Here is a 20983-nt window from a genome sequence, read left to right on the forward strand (position 1 = left end):
TCGGAAATTTATTTCAGGATATGAAATCATAGTCCGAGGGATTTTGTCTTCCGATTCGTTCCGAGGTTGCGCGGATGAAGGGGGGCGAATTCATTCGCCGCGTCGGTTGCACGGTTGCACGGATCCAGGGGATGTCGGGGCGAATGAATTCGCCCCTACAGGGATACCGCGTCGCACGCTTCGATTTTCCGCATTATGAAATTTATTCACTATTGCGGAAAATGACGCCTCTCCGTAGAGTTCACCCAACGCACGGCCACACACAACCGGCCGGCTGAGAACGCTATCCCACTGGAGAGACCATCATGACCGACTCGGCACACACCAGGCTCGATTCCACCCCAGACTTCTGTGAAGGCATGCTGCATTTCGGCGCGCTGCCCACGGAGTTCGCCTCGCTCTGCGCGGAACCAGTCATCGCGGAAGGACGCAACGGTATCGACCGGATCGATACGGCCGCTATCTATCAGACCCAACTGGCGGCGGATGCGCTGCGCTATCTCACCCTGCAACTCTGCGCCTCGAAGGAATCCGGCCACCCGGGCGGTTTCGCCAGTGCCGCCGATGCTTATGCCGCGCTGGCGATGCTGGGACATACCAATATCGTGACCGAAGTGGGCCATCATGCGCCCGGCTTCTATAGCGCCATGTTCCTCGACGGCTCGCTGGAGGCGATGGGCATCCGGAATCTGAGCGAGCTGCAAACCCGCTTCCGCGAGCGCGGCGGTCTGCTCGGGCATCTCTCGGGCGCGATTCCGGGCCTGTTGGCGCCGGCCGGTCCGCTCGGTCAGGGCCAGCACTTCGCCATGGCCGGGGCCTATCTCAATCGCGGCAAGCTCTTTCCCTGCACCATCGGCGACGGCGGTCTGGGCGAACCCTACATACTCTCGGCGATGAAGCATTTCCATACCGCCTATCCGGAGGTGACCAACTTCCTGCCGGTGCTGATCTGGAACGGCTTCAGTCAGGAACATCATTCGATGGTGTCGCTGATGGACAACGCGGCCATGACGGCCTACTGGACGGCGCATGACTTCGCGCGCGTGATCCTGATCGACGCCAAGACCTATGACGACGCCGGACAGGAGGGCGCCTATGTCGACAGCACCCGCTTCGGACCCGAGGCGCGTCTGGCCTTCAGTCGCGCGATTCTGGAAGGCATGCAGGAGGCCGCCGACTCGGCCCTGAGCGGCACCCTCACCGCCGTGATCGTCAAGCAGCTCAAGGGTGCCGGGGTGCATACCGTTGGTGCCAAGTCGCACAACCTCTATCCCGGCGACACGCCCGAGAAGCCGAACATCGCCGCCGCACTGGAGCGCCGCGCGCTGGCGCCCGAGATCTGGCGACTGGTGCGGACCAACCTGAGCCGCGCCGGCGGCGGCCCGGCGGGCAAGACCGTGGTGACCGAATTCGAGCGCCCGCTCGCCGACATCGGAACCTTGCCGATGCAGGCGTTCGCGCCCGGCGAGCAGGCGGTGCCGGCGAGCGCCATGGCCCAGATGGTGGCCGCGCTGGGTCAGCGCGATCCAGAGTTCGTGGTGACCAACGCCGACGGCAACGAGGCGTCGAACATGAAGGCCATCAACGATGCGCTCAAGATCCGCCATCCGACCGAGGATCCGCTCTACAACCAGATGCCAACCGGTCAGGTCTACGAGCCGCTGAACGAGGACGCCTGCGCCGGGTTCGCGGCGGCCCTCGCGCTCTTCGGCGGGCGCTCGCTATGGCTGTCCTACGAGAGCTTCGCCATCAACGGCTGGCCGATCGTGCAGACCGTGGGTCAGGCGATGGCCGAACTGCGCCATCGCACCCCGGCGGTGGTGACCATGTTCACCGCTGGCGCGCTAGAGCAGGGACGCAACGGCTGGACCCATCAGCGCCCGGAGATCGAGAACTACATCGGCGGGCAGGTGCGCAACGGCAACGTCTATCTGCTCTATCCGGCGGACGCCAACATGATCCAGGCCGCCTATGCCTGGTCGGTGGAGCAGTCCAACAAGTGCATCAGCATCGTCGCCTCCAAGTCCGCCCTGCCGGTGCACACCACGCCCGATCAGGCGCGCGCGGCGATCGAGCAGGGAGCGATCTGTCTCTATGAGTCCGCGAGCGGCTCCAAGGGCACGGTGGTGTTCGCCGTGACTGGCGACATGGTGTTGCTGCCGGTGTTCGCCGCCAAGGAGCGGCTGGAAGGCGCCGGTTATCGGGTGCGGATCGTGGCCGTGGCCAACCCGCGCCGGCTCTATCGCCCGCACGAGGTGGCCTGGTCGCACAGTGCCGAAGCCGATGACCGGTTCATGAGCGACGCGGACTTTCAGGCGCTCTTCCATGGCGATGCGCTGATCGGCGTGAGCGGCGGCGGCACGGTGGCGCTGGAGCCGGTGCTGCTGCGCTCGCGTGCGGCGGCGCGGGATCTCTTCGGCTGGCAGCGCGGAGAGACGACCGCCAGCCCGACCGAGATCATGGCGTTCAACGGCATCACGCCAGAGGGGCTGGCGGGACGCGCGGAGGAGTTGATGCGACACGCGGCTTAAGGACAACTCCTCCGGGATCGTCGAGTTGCACTCGACCTCTTCGCTCCGGCCTAACCGCCGAAGAGCCGACAGCAAGTCGGCGCTCCCAGAGGGTCGGCGCCCCTGGGACCGCCGGCATGTTGCCAGCGGTGCGGTCTCGCGAGCATCGCAACCTGACGAGAAAAAAATCATTCGAGCACCCGCACCATGAGCCAGACACCCACCACCAAGATCATCGCCATCGACGACGACCCGACCGGCTCGCAGACGGTGCATTCCTGCCTGCTGCTGACACGCTGGGATCGGGACACCCTGCGCGAGGCACTGACCGACGACTCGCCGCTCTTCTTCGTGTTGAGCAACACGCGCGGCATGAGCGCCAACGAGGCGGCGTCCGTCACCCGCGAGATTTGCGTCAACCTCCGCGCGACCCTGGCGCAGCTTGCCGACGCTGGCACGATCATCCATCCCGTTCTGGTCAGCCGCTCGGATTCGACCCTGCGCGGTCATTATCCGGTCGAGACCGACATCATCGCCGAGGAACTGGGCCCCTTCGATGCCCATTTCCTGGTTCCGGCCTTTTTCGAGGGCGGACGCATCACCCGCGACGGCGTGCATTATCTGATCGTCGATGGCGTGCCCGTGCCCGTCAACGAAACCGAATTCGCGCGCGATTCGGTGTTCGGCTTCAGCCACGCCTTCCTGCCCGACTATGTGGAAGAAAAGACCGCCGGACGGATCACCGCGGATCAGGTCGAACGCTTCGGACTCGCGGACATTCGCGGCGACCTCGGCGCGCGTCTGCACGCACTGCACGGCAACCGCTGCTGTGTGGTCGACGCCGAGCGTCAATCCGATCTCGACGGTTTCGCCCGTCAGGTGCTCGCGGCAGCGGGCGACGGAAAACGGTTTCTGTTCCGCAGCGCGGCCAGTCTGTTGACAGCCTTCGCCGGCCTGCCGCCGCAGCCGGTGGCGCCAGACGCCATGTCCGCATTCGTCCGCGACGGACGCCCTGGCGTGGTGCTGATGGGTTCGCATGTGGCGAAATCGACCCGGCAACTGGAGTCGCTGATCGAAAAAACCGACGTGGTTCCGCTCGAAATCGATCTGGAGCGTTTGATGTACGACGAGGCGTCCCTGCGCCAGGATCTGCTGGAACGGCTCGCGAGCGCGCAGCGCGGGAATCGCGGCGCCGTGCTCTATACCAGCCGGGGCGAGCGCCAATTTCCGAGCAAGGCGGAACGGCTCGCGTTCGGCGAGCGGGTCTCCGCCTTCCTGGTCGGGCTCACGCGGGATCTGCCGCGCGAGATCGGCTTTCTCGTCAGCAAGGGCGGCATCACCTCCAACGACACGCTCAGCAAGGGATTGGCGCTACGCACGGCGCGCGTGCTCGGTCAGGTGCATGCCGGCTGCTCGGTGGTGCGCTGTCCGGCGGACCATCCCCGCTTTCCCGATCTGCCGGTGGTGATCTTTCCGGGGAATGTCGGCGGCGACGATGCCCTCGCCGAGGTGTACGGGATTCTCGCGCGGACGCAGGCGCGGGCACGGTCGGCGACCGCGTCTTGATGGATTGTTCCGCGTGCCAGCCAGGCATCGGACCGAACGCCGACCCTGTGCCGCCGGGCTTGGGCGCGGGCAATGCGTTTTACAAAACACGTCACGTCACGTCACGTCACGTCACCGAGGATTTTTAAAAACACTTGCGATGCCGTCGATCATTGGATAAGAAGGATTTGCATTTGAAAAGCGACCGCCATAATATGCGAATCATTCTTGTTATTTGATCTGTCAGGACCAGTTTTCCATGAACCAAGCCATCCTTCTCCAGGACTGTCCGCGCGATCTGGCGCCCGTCTTCGCCGTCGGCCCGATGCGGGATCCGGCCACGCAAACCGCCGAAACCAGTGCCAAACCCTTCCCCTTAGCGATGGCAACCGACGGCGAACGGGTACGGATTCAGTCGCTCCAGGGCGGCAAGGGTCTGATGCTGCGTCTGACCGAATTGGGTCTGAATCAGGGCGCCGAGCTGCGCGTCGTGCAGCGTCAGGGCGGCGGTCTGGTGGTCGCGCGGGGCGAGACCCGGATCGCGCTCGGCGGCGGGATGGCGACGAAGATCCTGGTGATGGCGGTCGCGCCATGAACATGACTCTGAGCGATTTCGTGGTCGGCGATCATGGCCGGGTGCTCGGGTTTCAGTCCGGGGGCGGTGCCTATCGACGCAAGCTGCTCTCCATGGGCCTCACCCCAGGCGTGGAAATTCAGGTGACGCGGGTCGCGCCGCTGGGCGATCCGGTGGAACTGCGGGTGCGCGGCACCGCGCTCAGCCTGCGCCGGAACGAGGCGTCGGTCCTTGAAGTGGAGCGCACCTGAATGAACCAGACCTACACCATCGGTGTCGTCGGCAATCCCAATTGCGGCAAGACGACCCTCTTCAACGCATTGACCGGCGCCCGCCAACGGGTCGGCAACTGGCCCGGCGTCACGGTCGAACGCAAGACCGGGCGCTATCGTTTCGGCGACACCGAATTCACCCTGGTCGATCTGCCGGGCACCTATTCGCTGGATGTCTCGGAGCAGTCGGTCTCGCTCGACGAGCGGATCGCGCGCGATTTCGTCCACGCCCGCGAGGCGGACCTGATCCTGAACATCCTCGACGCGACCAGTCTGGAGCGCAATCTCTATCTCACCACCCAACTGATCGAGATGGGCCGCCCGCTGGTGCTGGCGCTCAACATGATGGACACCGCCGCCGAGCGCGGTCTGCGGATCGAGGTCGCGGCGCTCTCCGCGCGGCTCGGCTGCCCGGTGGTGCCGATCGTCGCCGCCAGCGGCAAGGGCCTGGATGCGCTGCGTCAGACCCTGTTGGAGACGGCCGCCGCAGCGCGCGGAAAGGACGTGGCGCAACCCGTCGGCATCCACTATGGCCAAGTGCTGGAGGACGCCATCGCGGCGCTGCTCCCGCGCCTGACGCCCATCGCCGTCGCCCAGTCCGATCCGCCGCGCTGGCTGGCCTCGCGTCTGCTCGAAGGCGACGATCTCGCCCGGAGTCTGGTCGGCGACCGGATCGGCCAGAACGAGATTCGCGCGCTGCTGGGAGACGTCGCCGATGACGTCGACATCCTGCTCGCCGATGCCCGCTACGGTTTCGCCCACGCAGTGGTCCAGGCGGCGGTATCGCACTCCGGCACGGTCTCGCGGAATTTCACCGACCGGGTCGACCGGGTCATGCTCAATCGTGCGCTCGGCATCCCGATCTTCCTGGTCGTGATGTATCTGATGTTCATGTTCACCATCAACATCGGCGGCGCCTTCATCGATGTCTTCGATCAGGCCGCCGGGACCATCTTCGTCGACGGGACGGCGTTCGTACTGGCGGCCCTCGGCACGCCGGACTGGCTGATCGTCGGACTCGCCGACGGCATCGGCGGCGGCATCCAGGTGGTCGCGACCTTCATCCCCATCATCGCCTTCCTCTATCTCTTCATGTCGGTGCTGGAAGACTCGGGCTACATGGCACGCGCCGCCTTTGTGATGGATCGTTTCATGCGCGCGGTCGGGCTCCCCGGCAAGTCGTTCGTCCCGCTGCTGGTGGGCTTCGGCTGCAACGTGCCGGCGATCATGGCCGCGCGCACTCTGGAGAATTCGCGCGACCGCATCCTCACCGTGCTGATGGCGCCCTTCATGTCCTGCGGCGCGCGACTGCCGGTCTATGCGCTCTTCGCCGCGGCCTTCTTCCCGGTCGGCGGTCAGAACATCGTCTTCGCGCTCTATCTGATCGGCATCGCCGCCGCCATGCTCACCGGCTTCATTCTCAAGCGCACCCTGCTCGAAGGTCAGACGACGCCCTTCGTGATGGAACTGCCGCCCTACCATCTGCCGACGATCAAAGGCGTGCTGCTGCGGACCTGGGATCGCACCAGCGGCTTCGTGGTGCGCGCCGGCTCGGTTATCGTGCCCATGGTGCTGGTGATCAACGTGCTCAACACCACCGGAACGGACGGCAGCTTCGGCAACGAGGACAGCGAACGCTCGGTGCTCGCCTCGATCGGTCGCACCATGGCCCCGGCCTTCGCACCCATGGGGCTGGACGCGGAAAACTGGCCGGCGACCGTCGGCATCTTCACCGGCATCCTGGCCAAGGAGGCGGTCGTCGGCACCCTGGACGCGACCTATTCGGCGCTCGGAAACTCGCCGGACGACGCCGACACCGAGGCCGAGCCCTACAGTCTGCTCGGCGGACTCAGCGCGGCGCTCGCGACCGTCCCGGTCAATCTGGTCGATGCGCTCGGCGGCTGGACCGATCCCATGGGGCTTGGGATCGGCGATGTCAGCGACCTGGAGACAGCCGCCGCGGAACAGGCCGTCACCACGGGCACCTTTGGGGCCATGGCATCCCGTTTCGACGGAGCAGCCGGAGCCTTCGCCTATCTGCTGTTCATCCTGTTGTATGCGCCCTGCGTGGCCGCCATCGCCGCCATCGCTCGCGAGACCTCGACAGGCTGGGCGATCTTCGCCGCCGCCTGGACCACCGGGCTGGGCTATCTGACCGCGACCGTCTTCTATCAGACGGCCATCTTCGCGCGTGACCCGGCCAGCTCGGCGGCCTGGATCGGCGGGATGCTGGCAATTTTGATCGCCACGACCATCGGAATGCGCGCTTGGGCGCGGCGCGGTCCAGTCGCGCCCGCCCTGGCGCGCGACAGTCTCTGAAGGAAAATGACAACATGATCGTTTCCGAGCTTTCGCAGTATCTGCGCGACAACCGCCGCGCCGCGCTACGCGATCTGTCCTACCGTTTCGACGCCGACCCCGACGCCCTGCGCGGCATGCTCGGCACCCTGGAGCGCAAGGGCCGGGTGCGCCTGCTGCCCGCGAATACCCCCTGCGGGGGCGGTTGCAGCAGTTGCGACATGGCCTCGGTGGAGATTTATGAGTGGGTGGAGTGAGAGATCTGTTTTCACACGGCAGTGGTCAGTGGTCGTTATAGCCGTCCAAACGGATATCCAGGCATCAAAATCTGCGCCGGCTGGGAGCCGGCTGCACGATGTTTGCCCTGCAATCGCCTCGAATGGCCATATCGGGTGTCAGACTTTTTGTCATCGGGCGGGGGGCGTCCGGAGCTTTTCACGTTCGGGCATTCCAAAAACTGCCAACCCCCGCGTTTGGCAACACGGCTCCGACGGGTTATCTTCTTATCCCCATGGAGACACTCCTTCGCGTCACCGATCTCAGCCGATCCTTCGGCGGCCATCCGGCCCTCTCCGAGGTCAACCTGTGCCTGGAACGCGGCGAGGTGCTGGGTCTGCTCGGCCCCAATGGCGCGGGCAAGACGACCTGTCTGCGTCTGCTCGGCGGGATGCTCGCGCCCACGAGCGGTCGCATCGAAATCCAGGGCATCGACCTGGCGCGCCGACCGCTGGAGGCCAAGCGCCATCTGGGCTATCTGCCCGAACGCCCGCCGCTCTATCCGGAACTGCGGGTCAACGAATATCTGACCTTCTGCGCCCGGCTGCATCGCATCCCGCGCCGACGCATCGCCGAGTCCATCGATGAGGTCAAACAGCGCTGCGGTCTGGTTGACAGCGGACGCCGACTGATCGCCAAGCTCTCGAAAGGCTATCGGCAGCGGCTCGGGATCGCGCAGGCCATCCTGCACCACCCACGATTGCTGATCCTCGACGAACCGACCGAAGGACTCGATCCCTTCCAGATGCGCGAGCTGCGCGGTCTGATCCGCGAACTCGCGAGCGACTGTGGCGTGATCCTGTCCAGCCATCTGCTGCCCGAGATCCAGTCGGTTTGCGATCGAGCGGTGATCCTGGACCAGGGGCGGATCCGCTTCAACGATTATCTGATGAAGGAACAGCCGACCTACGGCTGGCGGGTACGCTTGGGGCCGCGCTCAACGCTCGTCAAGCTGACCGATCTGAGCTGTCTCCTCGGTGCCGTGGATATGGGCGAGGATCGCTATCGGGTGCTGCTGGCCGATGGCGCGGATTCGGCGGAGCTGGCACGTCAGATCGTCCAGGCGGGTCTCGAACTGCGCGAACTGGTACCGGAGCATAGCGATCTGGAACGCGCCTTTTTCGACCTGATCGGGGTGGAGGAAGACGCATGATCGGCGCCATTGTCGGGCGGGAGTGGCGTGGCGGGCTGGTGACGCCCTTGCCCTGGATCCTGCTGGGGGCGGGACAGGTGGTGCTCGCCTGGATCTTTCTGCGGGTGATCGAGAACTTCAGCGGTCTGGGCGCGGACGAACGGGTCGCGAGCCTGACCCAGGAACTGGCGCTGAACCTGTTCGGCTTCGCCGCCGTCATCGCCATGCTCGCCGCGCCGCTGATGGCGATGCGGATGTTGAGCGGCGAGTTTCGCGACGGTAGTTATCAATTGATCGAGGCGGCGCCGGTGCGACTCGCGGAGGTCGCCATCGGCAAGTTTCTGGGTCTGGCGCTGCTGATGACCCCGCTCTGTCTGCTGCCGGCCGTCAATCTGCTGATGCTGGCCGGCGCGGCCGAGTTGGATGTCGGACAGGTGGCCGCGGCGACGCTGGGGCTCTGGCTCGCGACCCTGCTGTTCTGCGCCATCGGGCTCTATGCCTCCAGTCTGACCGACCAGCCGGGGGCATCGGTGTTCGTCGCGTTCGGGATCCTGCTGTTGTTCTCCATCATTGGGCGTGCCGAATCGCTCACGGACCGGACACTCTCGCTGTTCGGCTGGCTGTCCTGGAACGAGCATCTGTTCTGGTTTCTGCTGGGGGCCGTGCGCTTGAGCGATCTGGCCTATTTCATCTTCTTTACCGGCGTCTTTCTGGCCCTGACCCATCGCCGGCTCGCCAATCGGCGTCTGCAATGAAAGGGTTGAACGACGCGATCCGGAGTCGCTTGCGCCGTCTGGAACGCCAGTTGGCCGATGGTGCGTTCGTCGTGCTGCTCCTGGCTCTGGCGATCTCCGCCGGTTGGCTGGTGGCACGGCATGATCGTTACTGGGACTGGACCGCCACTGCCGGCAACACCCTAACCCGCGAAAGTCAGGCGATCCTCGAACGCCTGGAGGCTCCGTTGCGCGCCACGGTTTTTGCCGATGCGGACACGCCGCTCGGCAAGGCGATCGACAGACTCCTGACTCCCTATTCGCAGGCCCTGCCCGACCTGCGGATCGAGTATCTGGATCCGCAACGCTTTCCCGAGCAGGCGCGCGACGCGGACGTGTCGCTGGTCGGTCAGATCCTGCTGGAATACCGCGGCCGGCGCGAGACCCTGAACGAACTGAGCGAGCGCGCCATTTCCGCCGCCATTGCCCGTCTGTCCGAGACCCGCGCGCCCTGGGTGGCGGTCATCGAAGGTCACGGCGAACGCGCCATCCTCGGCGAGAGCGGCACGGATCTGGGCCGTTTCGGGCAGGAACTCAGGGAACAGGGCTATCTGGCGCGTCCACTGGATCTGGCGCTTCTCAAGGACGTGCCGGACAACACCCGTCTGGTGGTGCTCTCGACGCCGACCATTCCATTTTTTCCGGGCGAGGTCGAGGGTTTGAACCGCTATCTGGATCGCGGCGGAAACCTGCTCTGGCTGCTGGATCCGGGGCCGCTGAACGGGCTGGAGCCCTTGGCGGAGCAACTGGGTCTGGCGATCCTGCCGGGCATCGTCGTGGATGCCGCCGCAGCCGGTCTGGGCGTGGATACGCCGACTGCCGCCGTGATTACCGAGTATCCGGACGACGAGCTGGCGGGCGAACTCAGCGACCCGGCGCTGCTGCCGGGGAGTCTCGCCTTCGAGACCCAGGTCGCGCCGGGCTGGACGCTTGACTCCTACCTCGCGACGGGGGCGCAAAGCTGGAACGAAACCGGCCGGATCGAGGGTAAAATCGACCGTGACGAGGTGGTCGGCGAACAGCCCGGCCCCTTGCCCGTCGTCCTGGCCCTGACGCGGACGCTCCCCGAGACGGAGACAGGCGCCGACCGCGAGCAGCGGGTGCTGGTGGTCGGCGATGGCGATTTCATCGGCAACGCCCAGCTTGGCAGCCATGGCAACCGAGCGCTCGGGATCCGGATGCTGCGCTGGCTGAGTCGCGGCGAGGCGCTGCTGGAACTGCCCCCGCCTCCGAGCGCCGTCGCGCCCCTGATCCTGGACGACACCCGGCGGATGCTGCTGGGTCTCGGGGCCTTGTTCCTGTTGCCGGGACTCTTTCTGAGTATCGGGCTGACGGTGCGCTGGCAGCGCTGGAGGGGCCGATGACAGTGCGCTGGGCGATCAATGGTCTGCTGCTGGCGCTGGTGCTCGTGCTGGTCTCGCTGATCCAGCGCGATCTGAGCCGGGGGCGCACGCCGCCGACCCTCTCGGATCTGATCGCGTCCGATCTGTTGTTGATCGAGATCGCCCGCGAGGGCGAGCCGGCCATTCAGCTTGGCCAGTCGCTTCAGGGCTGGCGGCTGGAAGCGCCGATGGAGGCGGACGCCGATCCGGAGCGGATCGACAGACTGCTCGCGATTCTGGACACTCCGGTGCATCGCAGTATCCCGCAAGCCTCAGCGGCGCTCGACCAACTCGGTCTGGCGTCGCCCCGCATCCGGCTGCGGCTCAACACCCTCGAACTGGCCTTCGGCGGCATCGATCCGATCAGTCAATACCGCTATGTGGCGAGCGAAGGTCTGATTCATTTGATCGACGACCGCTTCTATCCGCTGCTGATCGCGCCGCCGCTCGACTATGTCTCGCGTCGCCTGCTGCCGCGCGGCTTCGTGCCGGTTTTCGGACGCCTCGCCGGGGTGCCGCTGGCGGCCGACGCGCTGGACGGACTGGTGGAAGTGGTCGCGGAGCGGATCGAACCGCTGACCGGCGAGCCATCCGGTTCGCCGGTCGAACTCAAGTCCGAGGATGGCACCGCGTTACGTTTTCTGGTCTCCGAGGATCGTCGGCGCTGGAGTCGAAGCCTGCCGGTCAGCACGCTACAACAGGGACCGAAAGACGGCGCCGCGCCGCCCTCCTCCCTACTTTATGTGCTCGCCACGGCACCCGTGCTGACCGAGAATCCCAGCGCCATCGATCCCACGCCGCCCGCGCCCGAGGTTCCGCCGTCGGATCGGGTTCTGGAGTCTGCCCCCTTCTCCGAGCAGACGCAGGACGAGAGTGAGGATCCGTTCGCGCCACCGTCGGATCTGGAGGAGTCGAATTTCGACGAACCGGATCCGAACGCCATCCTGCCCGGCGATGTCGAACTGGGCCGGCCCCCGGAGGTCCGTCTGACGCCCGACGGTCAGGCGCCGGCCGACGTTCGGCGCAGAAGCCAACTTCGCGGCGAACCGGACAAGGCCGCGCCTATCGGTTTCGGAGAGGATCCCTTCGCGCCCGATCCCGAGTACGGCGAGGAATAAGGAAGGATTCTGACATCAAGGATGCGCGATCCAATCTATCGACTTTCTCGACCAGGACGCGGGTGCGCGCCTCGACCGCCAGCCTGCCCCCCTGGGCGATCGATGACCGCCCCGGAGCCAAATCTCACGCTGGACGCGCGTTAGTCCTCATAGCGCAAGAAGATGTTGCTGTCGGAATCTCGACGCCAAAAATCGCTCCCATCCGATCCCATGCCCGCGCCCGTGCCGGATGCATAAATGCCGGCGGATGACGATCCCATCGGCATGCGCTCGAAGGCGGAGAACTCGGCCCGTTCCTCGCTCGTCTGATTGTAAGGCCATTCGTAGTTGAGGAAGTTGTTGGTATGCCAACCACTCCACCCACCGGCGCCACGCGGATTCAACCCGCCGCCGTACTTCGGTTCAAAGGCGGAGAATTCGGCCCGCTCCCCGCTCGTCCCAAGATAGGGCGATTCGTAGTTGAGGAAGTTGTTGGTTCGCCAACCACTCCACACCTCGACGCCGCTCCGCTCCGCTCCGCCGTACTCGGGCATGTTTGAGGATGACACCAGACCCGTCTGCAACAGACCGACCGCAAGCAGGCTTAGCGCGAAACCGTTTTTCGTCTTCATCTCGATACCTCCACATTGGAAATACGAAATACCATGCGTACCTTGGCCTCTGTGCCCGAACGGCAGAACCCGCGAGCAATCGCCTCCGCGCCGCCCCTAACACAGGATGGTCAACTCGATTAAAAGTATGGATAGCGAGTTCCAGAAAAAAAACCGCGCGGTTTTTAGCTTATTTTGCGGTCGGTTACGCCATGTTGTCACCGCTCCTGGCGGATTGCGGCGGTGATCGAGGAGGGAACAGCAAGGGGTATTTTCAGGCGGCGAACGCCCGCGACATGAACGCGACCTGCCCCGCCCTTGCGGTGGCAGGCTCGGAATCAGTCGGTGGCGACGTTAAAAGCAATCGCCGATGGGGACGGGGACGCCACGGCGGCGGCCGTGGCCGCGCAGTGACTCAACACCAGCGACGGCGGATCCACCGAAAAGATGAAGGGGGCGGCCTTGCGCAGAGCGCTCAGGCCCAGGATCTGGCGCGTCCCGGCAGGGAATACCGCCGCTTCCACATCGTGAATCCAGCAATTGCCGCCGATGTTCAGCGCGCCGATGGCATAGACCGAAACCTCCATCTCGCTGCCATTGGCGAGGATGCCTTGGAGCCGTTTGACATAACGAACGCCGCCCTGGCGCTTGAGTGTGCGAAGCGTGCCCTCGTTGATCGTGACATAGCCAGAACCGGTGTCGACCATCAGTTCCGTATCGCCAAAACCCTGGATATGGGTAGAAACATAGAAGGTTGCCGCCGCCTTCTCCCGCATCGCGATGTGGGTGCCGAACTCCGCCGCCAAGGCTGGATTCAGGGCCAATAACAGTACTGCCAAAGGCACAAAAAACAACCTTGATCGCATGGGACGCTTTCCTTTGAAAGAGGTGAAAGTGCACATTAGCCCAGAGTCTATCCTGAAAGAAAATGAATATTCCGTGACGGGCGTCACTGTTTGGTCGTCGATGCGATACCGGCGGTCGGGTCGCTCTTGCCGACGTCGATCGGCAGCGCCGTCCGAATCTCCGTGCTAACCGCGGATTCTGGGTTAGCATGCCCCGCCCCGTCCTCGCGCGGGGCTTTCATTCTTCCTTAATCATGAGTACGCGGAAAAGACATCGATGGCGGAACAAAAACTCGGTAATCCAGCAGTGGTCGGCCTGGCCGGCTTCGGACTCACCACCATGGTGCTGCAATTCCATAACGTCGGCTGGATGTCCAGCATTGGGCCGGTGATCTGGCTCGGGCTGATTTTCGGCGGCGCGGCGCAATTCTTCGCCGGACTTCAGGAGCAAAAAACCGGCAACAATTTCGGCTACTGCGCCTTCACCTCCTACGGCGCTTTCTGGATCGCGCTGGCGCTGATGCTGATCGCGAATAACTACGATCTCTTCAAGGCCAGCACGCAGGACGTCGGCTGGTTCCTGGTCGCCTGGACCCTGTTCACGGCGATTCTCTGGGTCGGCTCGCTACGCATTCACGGCGCCATGGCCATGACCTTCACCCTGTTGCTGGCCGGCTTCATCCTGCTGGATCTGGCGCACTTCGGTTATCCCGGCCTGACGGTCGTTGCCGGCTACGTCCTGATGGCCTGTGCCCTGACGGCCTGGTACATGATGGCGCGCATCATCCTGAACGAGGTCTATGAGCGCGAGCTGCTGCCCGCGGGAAAGCCCTGGGTGAATTGAGCGCCCCGGCGATCACGCCTTCCGAACCGCTCGCTAAAAGAGGATTCAACGATGGGAAAACACAGATTTGCCTTGGCCGGCCTGGCCTTGACACTGAGCACCGCGCCCGCCATGAGCTGGGCCGCGGACGCCGCCAGCGCCGAGGAAGTGGTGGCGAAGGTGCGCGAGGCCGTCCACTACCTGAACGAAAAGGGTCTGGCCGGTTTCTCGGATTTCAACAATAACAAGGACGCCCGCTGGGTGTGGAAAGACAGCTATGTGTTCGTCTATAGCTGCCGCGAGGATGTCATGATCGCCCATCCCCTGCGTCCCGATCTGGTGGGCAAGCCCATCCTGCAGATGCGCGACGATCAGGATCACCCGCTGTTTCAGGATCTCTGCAAGGCCGGCGCGAACAAGGATGGCGGCTGGGTCGAGTATTGGTGGCCGAAACCCGGCGAGGCGAAGGCTTCGCGCAAGATTTCCTACGCCCACAGCGCCGCGGTCTCGTTCAAGTCGGATATCCAGGTCGGCGCAGGGATCTATGACGGTCGGCTCACGCCCGCCGATCTGAGCAAGATCATCGAGGATTCGACCAAGCCCCAGAAGGCTGTGCCCTGACCTGAACGGAACGCGGGTTGTTCGACCGGGGCCATCCATCGGCCCCGGCAGCCCATGGCCTGTCGTTCGCAAGCGACCGAATCAAGCCCAAAATTCACATCGGTTTTACTCGGAACTCGCCGCGCTACCCTGAACTCGAACATTGTGACAAGTGCCGTGGGTGACGGGACGCGGGTCAAACCGTCTCGGTCACCGGACATCGCGGCACGAATCCTGTCCCACCTGGGAGGTATCGAGATGAAAACCGTAGGCAATCTCACGCTGAGCCTGCTCGCGATCGGCATGCTGCAGGCGACTCCGGCGTTGACGGCCGATCTCGGCGCCCTGCCGCCGGCTCAAATGCACAATGGCATCACCTATATCACCGGCGGTATCGGCCAGCCCGAGTCCACCGCGATGAAGGCGGCGGCTGGTCGTTACGACCTCATGCTGACCTTTGCCGAGCGTAGCGGCGCCTATCTCGCCGGTGTCAAGGTCAACATCGCCGATCGGAGCGGCGACACCATCCTGGATATTGTTTCCGGGCCGATCCTGCTGGTCGATCTACCCGCCGGCAGCTATCGGGTGCGGGCGGACGTTGCCGGCAATCCGCTGATCAAGACCGTCAACGTCGCTGGCAAGACGCACCGCCATGTCGCTTACGCCTGGCCCAACAACATCGACGAGCGAAGCGAATTCTCCGCCTTCGAATCCGAGCCGATGGAGCGCGCGCCATGCAAGTCCACCGGAGCCTCCTCCGGCATGGGCGAAATGAGGTGGAATGAGTAGATCGAAGCGGATGATCGCCGTTCCGGTCACAGGTCGAAGCTGGCCCACACCGGACAGTGATCGGAGGGCTTCTCCATGCCACGGATGGCATAGTCGATGTCGGCGCCAAGGAGACGCTCTCGGAGTGGCGCCGTCACCAACAGATGATCGATCCGCAACCCATGCCTGGGCTCGCGCTCGAACCCCCGAGAGCGATAATCGAACCAACTGAACCGGTCGTCGGCCTCGGGGTGAAGCGCCCGATAGGCGTCGGTCAGTCCCCAGTCCGTGATCGCCTTGAGCCAGTCCCGCTCTTCCGGCAGAAAGCTGCATTTGCCGGTCCGCAGCCAGCGTTTCGCGTTATCCGCGCCGATTCCGATGTCCAGATCCAGGGGGGCCACGTTCATATCGCCGAGCACCACCAGATTTTGGTCCGGCGCGAAGTCCGCGCGCAGATAGTCCAGCAGATCCGCGTAGAATTTGCGTTTCGCGGGGAATTTCAGCGGATGGTCGCGGCTCTCGCCTTGGGGGAAATAGCCGTTGATGACCGTGATTTCATCGCCGTTCGACAAGGGGTAGCGTCCCGTCATGAGGCGTCGCTGGGCGTCTTCGGAGTCGTTTGGAAACCCACGGGTCACGGCACGCGGTTCGATCTGACTTAGCAGGGCCACGCCATAGTGGCCTTTCTGACCGTGAACGTGGGTCGCGTACCCCAGTCCCCGCGCCCAGTCGAACGGAAACTGTTCGTCGACAACCTTGCATTCCTGAAGACCGACCACGTCGGGGGCATGCGCCGCCTTCAGCGCCTCGACCTGATGCGGCCGGGCGCGAATTCCGTTGATGTTGAACGAGACGATCTTGAACAATTCAGGCAGCCTCCGGTGATTCGAATGCGTCGGAAGGCTAGCACGCCGGAACGCGATTCCACTACATGTCGCTGACACTCGCGCGGTTGATATTGACGCGACCCGCCAGCGGGCTTCTACGTCGGCATTGAGCATCGCCGGGCAGGACATCCAAACTGTTCAATCACATTATAAATCTTTAATATTGGTTGCCCGCGAAGGAACCGGCTATGACCGAAGCCAATCCGGTCCGTCGCAACCGCCTCCAGCGGCATCGATTCTCTCCCCTCTGTCTATTTTGCCCAGGACTTCGACTCGCCATGAAAACCGCCCGCTCGCCCAATTGGTCCTGGATGCTGCCTTTCATGACCTGGCTGCCGGGGGTTGGGCGCGTCGAACTCAAGGCCGATCTGGTCGCGGCGCTGACTGGCGCCATCGTGGTGCTGCCGCAGGGTGTCGCCTTCGCCACCATCGCCGGAATGCCGCCCGAGTACGGTCTGTACGCCGGCATGGTGCCAGCCATCATCGCCGCGCTGTTCGGCTCGTCGCGCCATCTGGTGTCGGGGCCGACCACGGCCGCCTCGGTGGTGCTCTTTTCGTCGCTCTCCATCATGGCCATTCCGGGCACGCCCGATTATGTGACCCTGGCCCTGACCCTGACCTTCATGGTCGGCGTAATGGAACTGGCGCTGGGATTTGCGCGCATGGGCGCGCTGGTCAATTTCATCTCGCATTCGGTGATCGTCGGCTTTACCGCCGGCGCGGCGGTCCTGATCGCGGCCAAGCAGCTCAAATATTTCTTCGGCATCGAGATGGACAGCGGCGGCCATCTGCATGACATCCTGTTCCAGTTCGGTCAGCACATCGTCGAGATCAACCCGCTCGCCACGCTGGTCGCCGCCGTGACGCTTGGGATCGGCATCGTCTGCAAACGCTGGCTGCCGCGCATCCCCTACATGATCGTCGCCATGATCGGCGGCAGTCTGCTGGCCGTGGCCCTGGATCTCTGGCTGGGGGTCGACCAAACTGGCATCGCCACCGTGGGCGCCCTGCCCGCGAGCCTACCGCCGCTTTCCTCGCCCTCGCTGACGCTCGATCACATCCGCCAACTGGCGCCAACGGCGCTGGCCGTGACCCTCTTCGCCCTGACCGAGGCGGTCTCCATCGGCCGTTCGCTCGCCGCGCGCGGCGGTTATCGCATCGACGGCAATCAGGAGTTTATCGGCCAGGGGCTGTCCAACATCGCCGGCTCCTTCTTCTCGGGCTATGTCGCGACCGGCTCCTTCAATCGCAGCGGAGTGAACTACGAGGCCGGCGCGCGCACGCCGCTGGCATCGATCTTCGCCGCCTTCATGCTGATGGCCATCGTGCTGCTGGTGGCGCCCTTCGCGAGCTATCTGCCCAAGGCCGCGATGGCCGGCGTGCTGTTCCTGGTCGCCTGGGGCTTGATCGACTTCAAGGAAATCGGCCATATCCTGCATGCCTCCCGGCGCGAGACCGGCGTGCTGGCGGTGACCTTTTTCTCCGCCATCTTCCTGGAACTGGAATTCGCCATCTTCTCCGGGGTGCTGCTGTCGCTGGTGCTGTATCTCGACCGCACCTCCAAGCCGCGGATCGTGACCCTCGCGCCGAATCCTCTCCTGCCCAATCACGCCTTCTCCAGCGACCCGGATCTGCCCCAATGTCCGCAGTTGCGCATTCTGCGCATCGACGGCTCGCTCTTCTTCGGCTCGGTCGCCCATGTCGAACAGTTCTTCGACCGGCTGCGCGCGGAACACCCCGAACAGAAACACCTGGCCCTGATCGCCAACGGCATCAACTTCGTCGATCTTCAGGGCGGTCAAACGCTGGCGCTGGAGGCCGAGCGGCGCCGGACGGATGGCGGCGGCATGTATCTGATCAACGTCAAACAAGGTCTGTGGGAGGAACTGGAACGCTGCGGTTGTCTGGACGCCACCGGCGCGCGCAATGTCTTCCAGGCCAAGACGGCAGCGATCCGTGGGATCTACCAGAAGCTGGACAAGAGTGTCTGCGCCACCTGCGACAAGCGGATCTTCCGCGAGTGCAACGCCTGAACCATGAAAGCGATGATCCTCGCCGCGGGACGCGGCAACCGCATGCGGCCGTTGACCGACCACACGCCCAAACCGTTGCTTGAAGCGGCCGGCAAGCCGCTCATCGTCTATCACATCGAGCGCCTGGCGGCGGCCGGCTTCCGTGATCTGATCATCAATCATGCCCATCTGGGCGAGCGAATCGAGGCGGCCCTGGGCGATGGCGCCGACTTCGGGGTGCGCATCCGCTACTCGGCCGAGGCACAGGCGCTCGAAACCGGCGGCGGTATTTTCAAGGCGCTCCCACTGCTTGGCCCCGCGCCTTTTCTGGTCGTCAACGGCGATGTCTGGACCGATTGCGCGCTGACCGATCTGAAGCTGGACGCGGACGACCTGGCCCATTTGATCCTGGTGGACAATCCGCCGCATCACCCGACGGGCGATTTCGCGCTTGCCAATGGGCGGGTCTATCCTGAAGGGTCGCCGCGCTATACCTTCAGCGGTCTCGGACTCTACCGCCCCGAGCTGTTCGACGGCTGCTCAGCGGGCGCCTTCCCGCTCGCGCCCCTCTTACGCAACGCGATGCTGGCGGGACGGGTCGGCGGTCGGCGGCATGCCGGGCGTTGGTTCGATATCGGCACTCCGGAGCGACTGGGCGAGTTGGATCGGCTGCTCGGGCGTCAGTAAACCGCGATCCCGGGAGCGAAGATCGAACCGGGCGCTATACTGGATTCAGGCAACGGCGAAGCAACCGCGCGCGCCATCCGAAAGCATCTTCATCTCTCGCGAACGTCATTCACGAATCGATAGAGGATCATGATGAACATTCAGATTGCCGACATTACCCTGCACATCGATGAGTCCCTGGATGCCGAAAACCGCGCGCGCATCGAAACCGCGATCCGCGCCGTCGATGGCGTGGTCAGCGTTCATGCCCAAACGGACCGCCCCCATCTCATGATTGTCGGATACAACCCCGAGAAAACAAGCAGCGCGGCCATCCTGGAGGCCGCGACCGCGCAAGGCATCCATGCCGAGTTGATCGGGCTGTAACGCGATTTTGCCGCCGCTCGCACGCGCGCATGGGTCAGGCAATCGCCGCTTCGCAGTTTACGCAACACGACTTCGACGAGTTTTCCAAGCGTCTGCGCCAGGAGACCCGTTTGCTGGAGCGCTGGTTCGCGGACGGCACGCTGGAAGATGGGGAGCCAACCGTCGGCTACGAGTTGGAAGCCTGTCTGGTCGCGCCCGACATGCTCCCCGCGCCACAGGTCGACGCCTTACTGAAACAGGTGGCGGATCCGCTGGTCGTCCCCGAACTTGCCACCTTTAACGTCGAGTTCAATGGGACCGCGACCCGCTTGCAGGGCAATGCGCTCTCGCGTCTGGCGGGAGAACTGACCGCGACGCTGGAGCAAGCCAACCGCGCGGGCTCGGGTCTTCAAAGTCGCCTGACCATGATCGGCATCCTGCCGACGGTGCGCCCGGAGCATCTCGCCCTTGACTTCATGACCCCCCGCGATCGCTTTCGCGCACTCAACGCCCGGATCTTCGAACTGCGCCACGGACGCCCACTGCAACTCCTCATCGAAGGGCGTGACCGTCTCGATCTGGAGTGGCGCGACGTGATGCTGGAGGCGGCGGCCACCTCCTTCCAACTCCATCTCAAGGTCAAGCCGGAGGAATCGGCGCGCGTTTATAATGCCTCGAAAGTGGTCAGCGGTCCGATGGTGGCGATCAGCGCCAACTCGCCCTATCTTTTCGGGCGCGATCTCTGGGACGAGACCCGCATCCCGCTGTTCGAGCAAGCCGTCTCGGTGGGCGGTCCCATTCTGCAGGAGCGCGCCAATTTCGGTTTTCGCTACGCCGAGCGCTCGATCCTGGAAACCTTCCGCGCCAATTTCGACCGTTATCCGGTGCTGCTCCCTCATCTGATGGATTCCCCGCCGGAGCGACTCGCCCATCTCTGCCTGCACAATGGCACCATCTGGCGCTGGAATCGTCCGCTGATCGGCTTCGATGCGTGCGGCCGTCCGCATCTGCGCATCGAGCATCGGGTGATGCCCGCCGGCCCCTCGGTGGCGGATGCGATCGCCAATGCGGCGTTCTATTTCGGTCTGATGCGGAATCTGGCGCGGGATGAAAGACCACCCGAGTCGCGCTTGCTGTTTTTACATGCGCAGAAGGGATTTTATGCCTGCGCCCGCGCGGGACTGGCCGCGCGGATCCCCTGGCTGGACGGCCAGACCCTGCCCGTGACGCGGATCATCAAGGACGATCTGCTACCCCGCGCCCGACAGGGGCTGGCGGAGTTGGGGATCGATCCGGCGGAGCGCGAGCATTGGCTCGGGATCATCGCCGAGCGCCTGGAAACCGGTCAGACCGGCGCGCGCTGGCAGCGCGCCTGGGTGGAACGGCATCAGCCGGACATGGTCGGCCTGACCGCGGCCTATCTCGCACATCAAGAAAGCGGCCAGCCAGCTCACCGGTGGACGTTAGACTAGCGCGACCCCATATCGATGACCGTGGGGCGAGTTTGAAACCCACTCGCTCGAAGCGGCGCGTATCATGCGATGAA

General features: G+C 64.3%; 20 protein-coding genes. 17 read left to right on the top strand and 3 right to left on the bottom strand.

The features are described 5' to 3' along the window. Nucleotides 1–305: 305 nt before the first annotated feature. The 10 genes from THIVI_RS09460 (at nt 306) to THIVI_RS09505 (ending at nt 11880) form a co-directional block, all read left to right on the top strand. Nucleotides 306–2531 (top strand): phosphoketolase family protein, encoded by a 2226-nt coding sequence (locus THIVI_RS09460; protein ID WP_014778372.1) that lies wholly within the window; start codon nt 306–308, stop codon nt 2529–2531. Between the two features lie 186 nt (nt 2532–2717). Beyond that, nucleotides 2718–4076 (top strand): four-carbon acid sugar kinase family protein, encoded by a 1359-nt coding sequence (locus tag THIVI_RS09465; RefSeq protein ID WP_014778373.1) that lies wholly within the window; start codon nt 2718–2720, stop codon nt 4074–4076. 238 nt (nt 4077–4314) lie between these two features. Beyond that, nucleotides 4315–4650 (top strand): FeoA family protein, encoded by a 336-nt coding sequence (locus THIVI_RS09470; RefSeq protein ID WP_014778374.1) that lies wholly within the window; start codon nt 4315–4317, stop codon nt 4648–4650. Then, a complete protein-coding gene (locus tag THIVI_RS09475; protein ID WP_014778375.1) occupies nt 4647–4880 on the top strand; it encodes a FeoA family protein in 234 nt (77 codons plus the stop codon). Before THIVI_RS09470 ends, THIVI_RS09475 begins: the two co-directional genes overlap by 4 nt. Then, nucleotides 4881–7220, top strand: coding sequence for a Fe(2+) transporter permease subunit FeoB (feoB, locus tag THIVI_RS09480; RefSeq protein WP_014778376.1), 2340 nt, complete (start codon nt 4881–4883; stop codon nt 7218–7220). Between the two features lie 14 nt (nt 7221–7234). Next, on the top strand, nt 7235–7456 hold the full coding sequence (locus THIVI_RS09485) for a FeoC-like transcriptional regulator (RefSeq protein WP_014778377.1): 222 nt from the start codon (nt 7235–7237) through the stop codon (nt 7454–7456). A 254-nt stretch (nt 7457–7710) separates the two neighbouring features. Next, complete coding sequence (locus THIVI_RS09490) at nt 7711–8628, top strand: ABC transporter ATP-binding protein (protein ID WP_041446916.1); 918 nt, start codon at nt 7711–7713, stop codon at nt 8626–8628. Further along, the gene (locus THIVI_RS09495) at nt 8625–9362 is read left to right on the top strand and encodes an ABC transporter permease (protein ID WP_014778379.1); all 738 of its coding nucleotides are present in this window, start codon (nt 8625–8627) and stop codon (nt 9360–9362) included. Before THIVI_RS09490 ends, THIVI_RS09495 begins: the two co-directional genes overlap by 4 nt. Then, nucleotides 9359–10744, top strand: a complete 1386-nt coding sequence (locus tag THIVI_RS09500; RefSeq protein ID WP_014778380.1) for a GldG family protein — start codon at nt 9359–9361, stop codon at nt 10742–10744. Before THIVI_RS09495 ends, THIVI_RS09500 begins: the two co-directional genes overlap by 4 nt. Next, nucleotides 10741–11880, top strand: coding sequence for a DUF4340 domain-containing protein (locus THIVI_RS09505; protein WP_014778381.1), 1140 nt, complete (start codon nt 10741–10743; stop codon nt 11878–11880). The genes THIVI_RS09500 and THIVI_RS09505 overlap by 4 nt, the downstream gene beginning before the upstream one ends. A gap of 140 nt (nt 11881–12020) precedes the next feature. On the opposite strand, the gene THIVI_RS09510 is transcribed toward THIVI_RS09505, so the two are convergent. Then, the gene (locus tag THIVI_RS09510; RefSeq protein WP_014778382.1) at nt 12021–12491 is read right to left on the bottom strand and encodes a hypothetical protein; all 471 of its coding nucleotides are present in this window, start codon (nt 12489–12491) and stop codon (nt 12021–12023) included. 317 nt (nt 12492–12808) lie between these two features. Beyond that, nucleotides 12809–13372 (bottom strand): retropepsin-like aspartic protease, encoded by a 564-nt coding sequence (locus THIVI_RS09520; protein WP_245537415.1) that lies wholly within the window; start codon nt 13370–13372, stop codon nt 12809–12811. 220 nt (nt 13373–13592) lie between these two features. Between THIVI_RS09520 and THIVI_RS09525 the strand changes: the two genes are divergently transcribed. The 3 genes from THIVI_RS09525 to THIVI_RS22715 all read left to right on the top strand — a co-directional run bounded on the left by THIVI_RS09525 (nt 13593) and on the right by THIVI_RS22715 (nt 15527). After that, complete coding sequence (locus THIVI_RS09525) at nt 13593–14159, top strand: acetate uptake transporter (RefSeq protein WP_014778384.1); 567 nt, start codon at nt 13593–13595, stop codon at nt 14157–14159. 51 nt (nt 14160–14210) lie between these two features. Further along, nucleotides 14211–14759, top strand: coding sequence for a cache domain-containing protein (locus tag THIVI_RS09530; RefSeq protein ID WP_014778385.1), 549 nt, complete (start codon nt 14211–14213; stop codon nt 14757–14759). Nucleotides 14760–14996: 237 nt separating this feature from the next. Further along, nucleotides 14997–15527: a hypothetical protein gene (locus tag THIVI_RS22715; RefSeq protein WP_014778386.1), complete on the top strand. Its 531-nt coding sequence runs from the start codon at nt 14997–14999 to the stop codon at nt 15525–15527. 26 nt (nt 15528–15553) lie between these two features. Here THIVI_RS22715 and xthA read toward each other — a convergent pair whose 3' ends face one another. Continuing rightward, nucleotides 15554–16372 (bottom strand): exodeoxyribonuclease III, encoded by an 819-nt coding sequence (xthA, locus tag THIVI_RS09540; RefSeq protein ID WP_014778387.1) that lies wholly within the window; start codon nt 16370–16372, stop codon nt 15554–15556. 299 nt (nt 16373–16671) lie between these two features. Between xthA and THIVI_RS09545 the strand changes: the two genes are divergently transcribed. The 4 genes from THIVI_RS09545 to THIVI_RS09560 all read left to right on the top strand — a co-directional run bounded on the left by THIVI_RS09545 (nt 16672) and on the right by THIVI_RS09560 (nt 20909). Next, on the top strand, nt 16672–18426 hold the full coding sequence (locus tag THIVI_RS09545; protein WP_014778388.1) for a SulP family inorganic anion transporter: 1755 nt from the start codon (nt 16672–16674) through the stop codon (nt 18424–18426). Nucleotides 18427–18429: 3 nt separating this feature from the next. After that, nucleotides 18430–19092, top strand: a complete 663-nt coding sequence (murU, locus tag THIVI_RS09550) for an N-acetylmuramate alpha-1-phosphate uridylyltransferase MurU (protein WP_014778389.1) — start codon at nt 18430–18432, stop codon at nt 19090–19092. A gap of 129 nt (nt 19093–19221) precedes the next feature. Next, complete coding sequence (locus THIVI_RS09555; protein WP_207188677.1) at nt 19222–19458, top strand: ATP-binding protein; 237 nt, start codon at nt 19222–19224, stop codon at nt 19456–19458. Nucleotides 19459–19487: 29 nt separating this feature from the next. Continuing rightward, on the top strand, nt 19488–20909 hold the full coding sequence (locus THIVI_RS09560) for a glutamate-cysteine ligase family protein (RefSeq protein WP_014778391.1): 1422 nt from the start codon (nt 19488–19490) through the stop codon (nt 20907–20909). The last annotated feature ends 74 nt before the right edge of the window (nt 20910–20983 follow it).

This window comes from Thiocystis violascens DSM 198 (assembly GCF_000227745.2).
In the GTDB taxonomy this organism is placed as follows: Bacteria; Pseudomonadota; Gammaproteobacteria; order Chromatiales; family Chromatiaceae; genus Chromatium; species Chromatium violascens.

Bases quoted from the DNA above. Each gene is read 5' to 3' on its own strand.
- THIVI_RS09460 (WP_014778372.1), top strand. From the start codon at position 306: ATGACCGACTCGGCACACACCAGGCTCGATTCCACCCCAGACTTCTGT.
- THIVI_RS09465 (WP_014778373.1), top strand. From the start codon at position 2,718: ATGAGCCAGACACCCACCACCAAGATCATCGCCATCGACGACGACCCG.
- THIVI_RS09470 (WP_014778374.1), top strand. From the start codon at position 4,315: ATGAACCAAGCCATCCTTCTCCAGGACTGTCCGCGCGATCTGGCGCCC.
- THIVI_RS09475 (WP_014778375.1), top strand. From the start codon at position 4,647: ATGAACATGACTCTGAGCGATTTCGTGGTCGGCGATCATGGCCGGGTG.
- feoB (WP_014778376.1), top strand. From the start codon at position 4,881: ATGAACCAGACCTACACCATCGGTGTCGTCGGCAATCCCAATTGCGGC.
- THIVI_RS09485 (WP_014778377.1), top strand. From the start codon at position 7,235: ATGATCGTTTCCGAGCTTTCGCAGTATCTGCGCGACAACCGCCGCGCC.
- THIVI_RS09490 (WP_041446916.1), top strand. From the start codon at position 7,711: ATGGAGACACTCCTTCGCGTCACCGATCTCAGCCGATCCTTCGGCGGC.
- THIVI_RS09495 (WP_014778379.1), top strand. From the start codon at position 8,625: ATGATCGGCGCCATTGTCGGGCGGGAGTGGCGTGGCGGGCTGGTGACG.
- THIVI_RS09500 (WP_014778380.1), top strand. From the start codon at position 9,359: ATGAAAGGGTTGAACGACGCGATCCGGAGTCGCTTGCGCCGTCTGGAA.
- THIVI_RS09505 (WP_014778381.1), top strand. From the start codon at position 10,741: ATGACAGTGCGCTGGGCGATCAATGGTCTGCTGCTGGCGCTGGTGCTC.
- THIVI_RS09510 (WP_014778382.1), bottom strand. From the start codon at position 12,491: ATGAAGACGAAAAACGGTTTCGCGCTAAGCCTGCTTGCGGTCGGTCTG.
- THIVI_RS09520 (WP_245537415.1), bottom strand. From the start codon at position 13,372: ATGTGCACTTTCACCTCTTTCAAAGGAAAGCGTCCCATGCGATCAAGG.
- THIVI_RS09525 (WP_014778384.1), top strand. From the start codon at position 13,593: ATGGCGGAACAAAAACTCGGTAATCCAGCAGTGGTCGGCCTGGCCGGC.
- THIVI_RS09530 (WP_014778385.1), top strand. From the start codon at position 14,211: ATGGGAAAACACAGATTTGCCTTGGCCGGCCTGGCCTTGACACTGAGC.
- THIVI_RS22715 (WP_014778386.1), top strand. From the start codon at position 14,997: ATGAAAACCGTAGGCAATCTCACGCTGAGCCTGCTCGCGATCGGCATG.
- THIVI_RS09545 (WP_014778388.1), top strand. From the start codon at position 16,672: ATGAAAACCGCCCGCTCGCCCAATTGGTCCTGGATGCTGCCTTTCATG.
- murU (WP_014778389.1), top strand. From the start codon at position 18,430: ATGAAAGCGATGATCCTCGCCGCGGGACGCGGCAACCGCATGCGGCCG.
- THIVI_RS09555 (WP_207188677.1), top strand. From the start codon at position 19,222: ATGATGAACATTCAGATTGCCGACATTACCCTGCACATCGATGAGTCC.
- THIVI_RS09560 (WP_014778391.1), top strand. From the start codon at position 19,488: ATGGGTCAGGCAATCGCCGCTTCGCAGTTTACGCAACACGACTTCGAC.